General features: G+C 67.3%; 6 protein-coding genes. 2 read left to right on the top strand and 4 right to left on the bottom strand.

Features of this window, described 5'->3' with window-relative positions:
- From AC1D2K_RS04650 to AC1D2K_RS04635, 4 genes are all read right to left on the bottom strand, one after another.
- Positions 1-2,210 (bottom strand): 3-hydroxyacyl-CoA dehydrogenase/enoyl-CoA hydratase family protein (locus tag AC1D2K_RS04650; protein ID WP_478086667.1); only part of this gene is annotated, 2,210 nt, incomplete at its 3' end.
- 122 nt (positions 2,211-2,332) lie between these two features.
- On the bottom strand, positions 2,333-2,707 hold the full coding sequence (locus tag AC1D2K_RS04645; protein ID WP_478086672.1) for a DUF2147 domain-containing protein: 375 nt from the start codon (positions 2,705-2,707) through the stop codon (positions 2,333-2,335).
- A 164-nt stretch (positions 2,708-2,871) separates the two neighbouring features.
- Positions 2,872-4,668 carry an acyl-CoA dehydrogenase C-terminal domain-containing protein gene (locus tag AC1D2K_RS04640; RefSeq protein ID WP_478086666.1) on the bottom strand — a complete coding sequence of 599 codons (1,797 nt, stop codon included), beginning with the start codon at positions 4,666-4,668 and terminating at the stop codon, positions 2,872-2,874.
- A 61-nt stretch (positions 4,669-4,729) separates the two neighbouring features.
- Complete coding sequence (locus tag AC1D2K_RS04635) at positions 4,730-5,413, bottom strand: TetR/AcrR family transcriptional regulator (protein WP_478086665.1); 684 nt, start codon at positions 5,411-5,413, stop codon at positions 4,730-4,732.
- Between the two features lie 392 nt (positions 5,414-5,805).
- Here AC1D2K_RS04635 and AC1D2K_RS04630 point away from each other — a divergent pair, with 392 nt between their 5' ends.
- Together AC1D2K_RS04630 and AC1D2K_RS04625 are read left to right on the top strand one after the other, a co-directional pair.
- Positions 5,806-7,758, top strand: coding sequence for a type IV pili methyl-accepting chemotaxis transducer N-terminal domain-containing protein (locus AC1D2K_RS04630; protein ID WP_478086663.1), 1,953 nt, complete (start codon positions 5,806-5,808; stop codon positions 7,756-7,758).
- Entirely contained in the window at positions 7,755-8,438 is a 684-nt protein-coding gene (locus AC1D2K_RS04625) for a response regulator (protein ID WP_478086661.1), read from the top strand. Before AC1D2K_RS04630 ends, AC1D2K_RS04625 begins: the two co-directional genes overlap by 4 nt.
- Positions 8,439-8,482: the final 44 nt, after the last annotated feature.

The raw sequence follows: 8,482 nt of genomic DNA, 5'->3' as shown, positions 1-8,482 counted from the left end.
GCGCTGATGAAGCCGCCGTCGCGCATGTTGACCAGCTGGCCCTTGATGGTGGCGGCGCCGCTGCGGCCCGCGACCTTGAACATGCGGCGCAGCGGCGGGCGCCAGCCGGCGTCGGCCATCGCCTTGGCCTGCTGCAGTGCCACGTACAACAGCTCGTCCTTGTTCGGCACGATGACGTCGCTGTCGAGCAGGTAGCCGAGCTTCTTCGATTCGAGCGCGCTGGTGCCGACCTTGGCCATGGCCGCGGCGGTGAAGCCTTCGGTCAGGAAAGGCAGCAGGTCGTTGCCGGTCGATGCGGCGGCGTTCTCGGCCGCGCGGCGCGCGATGTAGGTCAGGCCGCCGGCGCCCGGGATCAGGCCCACGCCGACTTCGACCAGGCCGATGTAGCTTTCCATCGCCGCGACGCGCTTCGCCGAATGCACCGCGAGTTCGCAGCCGCCGCCGAGCGCCATGCCGCGCACGGCCGACACCACCGGCACGCTGGCGTAGCGGATCTTGAGCATGACGTTCTGCAATTCCTGCTCCGCGCCTTCGACCGCGCCGATGCCCGCGACCACGAAGGCCGGCAGCATCGCCTGCAGGTCGGCGCCGACCGAGAACATCTCGTCGGGCGACCAGATCACCAGCGCCTTGTAGTCGCGCTCGGCCAGCTCGACGCCGGCCGCCAGCGCTTCGGCGACATCGGGGCTGATGGCATGCATCTTCGAGTGGATGCTGGCGATCAGCACCTCGCCGTCGAGCGTCCAGAGGCGCACGTCGCCTTCGTCCTGGATCGTGGTGCCGGCCTGGCTGGCGTCGGGTGCATCGGCGCCGAGCACGCTTTCGGGGAAGAGCTGGCGTTCATGCACCGGCAGCTTGCGGGCGGCCACGAAGCCGTTCTTCGAAGCGCTCCATGAGCCTGCGGGCGTATGGACGCCGCCGGCTTCGGCCACCGGCCCTTCGAACACCCACTTCGGCAGCGGCGCGCTCGACAGCGCCTTGCCCGCATCAATGTCTTCCTGGATCCACTTGGCGACCTGCGTCCAGCCTGCTTCCTGCCACAGCTCGAACGGACCCTGCTTCATGCCGAAGCCCCAGCGCATCGCGAAGTCGATGTCGCGCGCGCTCTCGGCGATGGTCGCCAGATGCACGGCGGCATAGTGAAAGCTGTCGCGCAGGATGGCCCACAGGAACTGGCCCTGCGCGCCTTCGCTCTCGCGCAAAAGCTTCAGGCGCTGCGCCGCGGGCTTCTTGAGCATGCGGCCGTAGACCTCGTCGGCCTTGTCGCCCGAGGGCACGTAGTCACCCTTGGCCAGGTCGAAGCGCAGGATGTCGCGCCCGGCCTTCTTGAAGAAGCCGGCCTTGGTCTTCTGGCCCAGGTTGCCCAGTTCGAGCAGCTTGGCCAGCACCGGCGGCGTCGCGAAGTTGGGGTAGAACGGATCGCTCTTCTCGTCGAGGTTGTCCTGCAGCGTCTTGACCACGTGGGCCATCGTGTCGAGGCCCACCACGTCGGCGGTGCGGAAGGTGCCCGAGCTCGCGCGGCCCAGCTTCTTGCCCGTGAGGTCGTCGACCACGTCGGGCGTGAGGCCGAACTTCTCGACTTCCTTCAGGGTCGCCAGCATGCCGGCGATGCCGACCCGGTTGGCGATGAAGTTGGGCGTGTCGTGCGCGCGCACCACGCCCTTGCCGAGCGCGCTGGTGACGAAGGTCTCGAGCTGGTCCAGCACTTCGGGTTCGGTGGTCGGCGTGTTGATCAGCTCGACCAGGAACATGTAGCGCGGCGGATTGAAGAAGTGGATGCCGCAGAAGCGCGGCTTGAGCGCCTCGGGCAGGGCCTCGCTGAGCTTGGTGATCGACAGGCCCGAGGTGTTCGAGGCCAGGATGGCATGCTTCGCGACATGCGGCGCGATCTTCCTGTAGAGATCGAGCTTCCAGTCCATGCGCTCGGCGATCGCCTCGATCACCAGGTCGCATTCGCCGAGCTTGGTCAGGTCGTCTTCGTAGTTGGCCTGCTCGATCAGCACAGCATCGGCCACGTCGGCCAGCGGCGCGGGCTTGAGCTTCTTGAGGTTGTCGATGGCGCGCGTGACGATGCCGTTCTTCGGGCCTTCCTTTGCAGGAAGATCGAACAGCACGACCGGCACGCGCACGTTGACGAGATGCGCGGCGAYCTGCGCGCCCATCACTCCGGCGCCGAGCACGGCGACCTTTTTCACTTGGAATCTGGACATAACTTGCTTTCGAAGTTCTGATTCTGTTCGGGAAACACCGTGGAACCGGCTTTGCCGGGCCACCGGTGTTGCCCCCTTGAGGGGGAGGCTGCTACACGAAGTGAGCAGCATTCGGGGGTGGGCTATTGAATGCGGTTCCAGGTTTGGGTGCGCCAGAAGGGCCCGAGGTAGCCGCGCACTTCGAGCTTTTTGCCGCCGTCGATGGGCGTGAAGCTGGCGCGGTATTCCTTGCCGTTCTCGGGGTCGAGGATCTTGCCGCCTTCCCAGACGTCCTTGCCCTCGGCCTTCTTGCCGCCGCGGATGATCTCCAGCCCCGTGATCGACTTGCCTTTGCGCTCGTCGGTGCACTCCTCGCACACCGCATCGGCCTTGGCATCCTTCTTCAGCGACTTCTCGATGCGGCCGGCCAGCGCGCCGCCCGACTCGGCGATGCGGATCTCGGCTTTGGACTCGCCGGTCTTGTCGTCGATGCTGCGCCAGACACCCACGGGGCTCATCTGGGCAAAGGCGCTGCCGCTTGCCAATACAAGCACTGCGGCAAGCGCAGCGAAGCCCGTTCGGGAACTGCCGCGGAACCGGCTTTGCCGGGCCGCAGGCAGTGCCCCCTTGAGGGGGAATCCGAAGCGACACGAAGTGCGCGGAGATTCGGGGGTGAGCATATTTATGCCAGCGCGGCGTCGGTGTTCATCAACGGGGCGCTGCCGGCGCGCGCGGTGCGCATCAGCGTCGCGGTCTCGGGGAACAGCTTGGCGAAGTAGAAGCGCGCGGTCTGCAGCTTGGCGACGTAGAACGGGTCGGTGTTGCCGGCCGCGATCTGCCGCAGCGCGGTGCGCGCCATCAGCGCGAACATGTAGCCGAACACGAAGTGGCCGGCGACCCGCAGGTAGTCCACCGCGGCGGCGCCGACTTCGTCGGGGTTCTGGAAGCCCTTGAAGCCGATCTCGGTCGTGAACTTGGTGAGCTGGTCGCCCAGCACCGCCACCGGCGTGATGAATTCGCTCATCTTCTCGTTGACGCCCTCTTCCTCCACCAGCTTGCCCACCAGCTTGCCGAACTTCTTCAGCGTCGCGCCGTTGTTGCCCAGCACCTTGCGGCCCAGCAGGTCCAGCGACTGGATGGTGTTGGTGCCTTCGTAGATCATGTTGATGCGGTTGTCGCGCACGAACTGCTCCATGCCCCATTCCTTGATGAAGCCGTGGCCGCCGAAAACCTGCATGCAGGCGTTGGTCGCGGTGTGGCCGTTGTCGGTCAGGAAGGACTTCACGATCGGCGTCAGCAGCGCGACGATCTCGCCCGCGTCCTTGCGCACCTTCTCGTCGGGGTGGTTGTGCTCCTTGTCGAGCAGCAGCGTGCAGTAGATCGCCATCGCGCGGCCGCCCTCGGCGTAGGCCTTGGCGGTCATCAGCATCTTGCGCACGTCGGGGTGGACGATGATCGGATCGGCGTCCTTGTCCTTGGCCTTGACGCCCGACAGCGAGCGCATCTGCGTGCGGTCCTTGGCGTAGGCCAGCGCATTCTGGAAAGCCACTTCGGTCAGGCCGAGCGACTGGTTGCCGACGCCCAGGCGGGCGGCGTTCATCATCACGAACATCGCCGCCAGGCCCTTGTTGGGCTGGCCGACCATCGTGCCGGTGGCGCCTTCGATCACGATCTGCGCGGTGGCGTTGCCGTGGATGCCCATCTTGTGCTCGAGGCCGCCGCAGTAGATGCCGTTGCGGCTGCCCAGCGAGCCGTCGGCCTTGACGTTGAACTTGGGCACCACGAACAGGCTGATGCCCTTGCTGCCCTTGGGCGCGTCCGGCAGGCGGGCCAACACCAGGTGGATGATGTTGTCGGCCATGTCGTGCTCGCCGGCCGAGATGAAGATCTTGTTGCCGGTGATCTTGTAGCTGCCGTCGGCCTGCGGCTCGGCCTTGGTGCGCAGCAGGCCGAGGTCGGTGCCGCAATGCGGCTCGGTCAGGCACATGGTGCCGGTCCACTCGCCGCTCGTGAGCTTGGGCAGGTAGGTCTTCTTCTGTTCGTCGGTGCCGTGCGCCGCGAGCGCCTCGTAGGCGCCGTGCGACAGCCCCGGGTACATGGTCCAGGCCTGGTTGGCCGAGTTGAGCATCTCGTAGACGCACTGGTTCACGACATAGGGCAGGCCCTGGCCGCCATAGGCCGGGTCGCAGGAGAGCGCCGCCCAGCCGCCTTCGACGAACTTCGCGTAGGCATCCTTGAAGCCCTGGGGCGTCTTCACCTCGTGCGTGCTCTTGTCGAGCACGCAGCCTTCCTCGTCGCCGCTGATATTGAGCGGAAAGGTGACCTCGGAGGCGAACTTCCCGCCTTCCTCGAGGATCGCGTTGATGGTGTCGGCGTCGACCTCGGCGTGCTTGGGCAGCGCCTTGAGTTCCTCGGTGATGTTGAACACTTCGTGCATCACGAACTGCATGTCGCGCAGAGGCGGGGTGTAGGCGGGCATGGAAAGGTCTCCGGAGGGCAAGTGGAAAGGAAGAAAACGAAGGGAATCGAACCGTGCGCGTTCAGCGCGCGGCCTTGAGCCGCCGTGGCGCCGGGCTGCCGGCGGCGGGCTGCATGTCGGTCGCGCCGCTGCGGCGCAGGATGTTGTCGAAGCCCACGTTGGCGCGAGCCAGCGAGTCGGGCGAGCGCAGGAAGCGGGCCTCGTAGTGCAGCGCCAGGATCAGCGCGTGGATCTCGAACGCGATCTGCTTCTCGTCGGCATCCTCGCGCAGATGGCCTTCGGCCTTGGCCTGCACCACGGCGCGGTACATCGCCGCCAGCCAGGTCTTGACCGAGTCGGCCAGCGCGTCGCGCACGGGGCCGGTGCGGTCGTCGAATTCGACGGCGCCGCTGATGTAGATGCAGCCCGAATCGATCTCGGTCGAGGTGCGCTTCATCCAGTTGGCGAACATCGCGCGCAGGCGCGGCAGGCCGCGCGCGGCCTTGAGCGCCGGGTAGAAGACTTCCTGCTCGAAGCGCGCGTGGTACTCGCGGATCACGGAGATCTGCAACTCTTCGCGCGAGCCGAAATGGGCGAAGACGCCCGACTTGCTCATCTGGGTGACGTCGGCCAGCGCGCCGATCGACAGGCCTTCGAGGCCGATCTGGGCGGCCAGGTTCAGGGCTGCGTCAATGATGACGGCCTTGGTCTGCTGGCCTTTCGCGGGCGCGCGGACGGGCTTGGCAGGAGCGGCGGTGTCGGGCATCGGGGGGAATTGGAATAAAACGAACGGTCGTGCTATTTTGCAGGAAATTTCCGGGTTGCCAAAGTCAAAAGACCCACGCAATTTGCGGGTCTTTCGGATGGTTGGCCGCGTGGAGGGTCGGCATCGCGAAGCCGGCCTCCCGGGCCGGCTTCTGCGGGTTCTTCCAAGGCCACCCGAGGCCGAGGGTGTTCGTTCGATCGAATTTCGCATCGAATCGGCATTCGCTTGCGATGCATCAACAAGACGTTCGCCGCGACTGCTACCGTGAACGCTGAACGCGCGGCGCCAACGCCGCGTCCTCCCCCGCGAGCTCACACCATGTCATTCACTTCGCGCTCGTCTCCCCGCCGCCGTGCGCCGTGCCGCGTGGCGCCCTGCCGTTTCGCCGCATGATGCCGAAAGTTCCACGCTGGCGACGCTGGCCGCTCGGCCTCAAGCTGATGCTGGTGGCCGCGCCGTTCCTCGCGTTGTCGCTGGGCGCCATCGCCGCGCTGGTCTGGATGTCGGTGCAGCTCGAAGGCGGCGCCGCGGCCGTCAACGAAGCCGGCCGCATGCGCATGCAGACCTACCGCATGCTGCTGGCGGCTGGCACCGGACAGACGCAAGACCTGCCGCGGCAGGTGGCGGAATTCGAACGCAGCGTGCAACTGCTGCGCGACGGCGACCCCGAGCGGCCCTTGTTCGTGCCCTGGGATGCAGGCGTGCGCAGCAGCTTCGCCGTGGTCGAGCAGGAATGGGCGGCGTTGCGCGAGCGGCTCGCGGCGCCGCACGAGCCGCAGGGTCCCACGTCCGTCGCGGCGGACGCCGACGCGGCCTCGGTGTTCGTGCGCCACATCGACGTGTTCGTGCGGGGCATCGAGGCGCACATGGCGCGCTGGACCGCGCTGATGTATCTGCTGCAGATCGCCATGATGGGGCTGGCGCTCGTCGGCACCGCGGCGCTCCTGTTCACCGGCTACCTGTTCGTGCTGGAACCGGTCGGCCTGCTCTACCGGGCGATCTGCAGCGTGCAGGCCGGCAACATGGACGCGCGCGTCGAATGCGAGACCCACGACGAATTCGGCACCCTGGCCGAGGGCTTCAACAGCATGGCGAGCCAGTTGCAGGCGATGTACCGCAACCTGGAAGCCCGGGTGCGCGAGAAGACTGCCGAACTCGAGGAGAAACGCGGCCGGCTCGAGAGCCTGTACGAGGTTACCAAGCTGGCGAGCCAGGCCACCACGCTCGAGGCGCTGGCGCAGGGCTTCACCCGCAGCATCGCCGGCATCGCGCACGCCGACGGGGTCGCGCTGCGCTGGTCGGACCAGACCAACCGGCGCTACCTGATGCTTTCCTCTCAAGGTCTGCCCGAATCGATGGTCGAGGCGGAGCACTGCCTGATGGCCGGGGACTGCCACTGCGGCTCACCGCAGGCACCGCACGGCGCGCGGGTGATCCCGATCCGGTCGATGCAACCGGCGCGCATGCGCAACTGCGCGCAGGCCGGCTTCGAGACCGTGGTGTCGATCCCGATCCGGCTGCACGATCGCCTGATGGGCGAGGTGGACCTGTTCTTCCACGCGCAAGTCGGCATCACCGATGCCGAGCGATCGCTGCTGGAAGCCATGACGGTGCATCTGGCCGGCGCCATGGAGAGCTTGCGCCTCAGCGCATTGGAGCGCGAGGAAGCCGTCTCGCAGGAGCGCAGCCTGCTGGCGTCCGAACTGCACGACTCCATCGCCCAGTCGCTGGCGTTCCTGAAGATCCAGGTTCAGCTCATGCAGGATGCGCTCGACGCGGGCAACGCCGCCCAGGCCCAGCACGTGCTCGGGGAGATCGGCCTCGGCGTGCGCGAGAGCTACGGCGACGTGCGCGAACTGCTGCTCCACTTCCGCACGCGGGCCAATGACGAGGACATCGAACCCGCGCTGCTCACGACCCTGCGCAAGTTCGAGCACCAGACCGGCGTCCAGGCGACGCTGCGGATGCAGGGCCATGGCATGCCGCTGGCGCCCGACATCCAGATCCAGGTGCTGCACATCGTGCAGGAAGCGCTCTCGAACGTGCGCAAGCATGCGGGCGCGACGCGGGTCTGGCTGGACGTGCAGCAGCAGCCGCGCTGGCGCTTCGAGGTGCGCGACGACGGCGTCGGCTTCGACCGCCTTGCCGGCCGGCTGGACGAAACCCACGTCGGGCTCGACATCATGGCCGAGCGCGCCGCGCGGCTGGATGCCGCACTCGAGGTGCGATCGACGCCGCATTCCGGCACGTCCGTCATCCTGACTCTTCCGGCGATTCGGACCGCGACACCGGAGACTCCGCCCGTGTTGCCCTCCACCCCACCATTCGCTGCCGCCCTGCCATGACCGATTCCACCCCCCGCATCCGAATCCTCGTGGTCGACGACCACACGCTGTTCCGGCGCGGCCTGACGGCCCTGCTGCAGCGCGATCCGCAGTTCGAGGTGGTCGGCGACGCCGGCGATGCCGGCGAAGCCCAGCGCCGCGCCGGGGAGCTGCAGCCCGACGTGATCCTGCTCGACAACCATCTGCCGGGCGTCCATGGCGTCGACGCCCTGCCGGCGCTGCACGAGGTGGCTCCGGCCGCGCGCGTGCTGATGCTGACGGTCAGCGAAGACGAGCGCGACCTCTCGGCCGCACTGCGCGGCGGCGCCTGCGGCTACCTGCTCAAGACCATCGAGGGGGATGCGCTGTCGAAGGCGATCCGGCGGGCCGTGCGCGGCGAGAACGTGGTCTCCGAGGAGATGACGGGCAAGCTGGTGGCCGCCTACCGCGACGCGGCGGCACCCGCTGCGCAGCCGCCCGAACCGCCGGCCTCGGCGGGCTCCAGGCTCGATCTGCTGTCTCCGCGCGAGCAGGAAATTCTCCAGGGCATCGCCCGCGGCGGGGCCAACAAGGAGATCGCGCGATCGCTCGGCATCGCCGAGACCACGGTGAAGATCCACGTGCAGCACATCCTGCGCAAGCTCGGCGTGAGCTCGCGGGTGCACGCCGCCGTGATCGCAAGCGAGCACAACCTGGGTTGATCCAGCGCAAGCGCGCGCTCTTTTTTCGCGCGCGTAGTTCTTCA

Source organism: Variovorax sp. P1_H12_2 (assembly GCF_056405335.1).
This window is presented reverse-complemented; position numbering and strand designations above follow the sequence as displayed.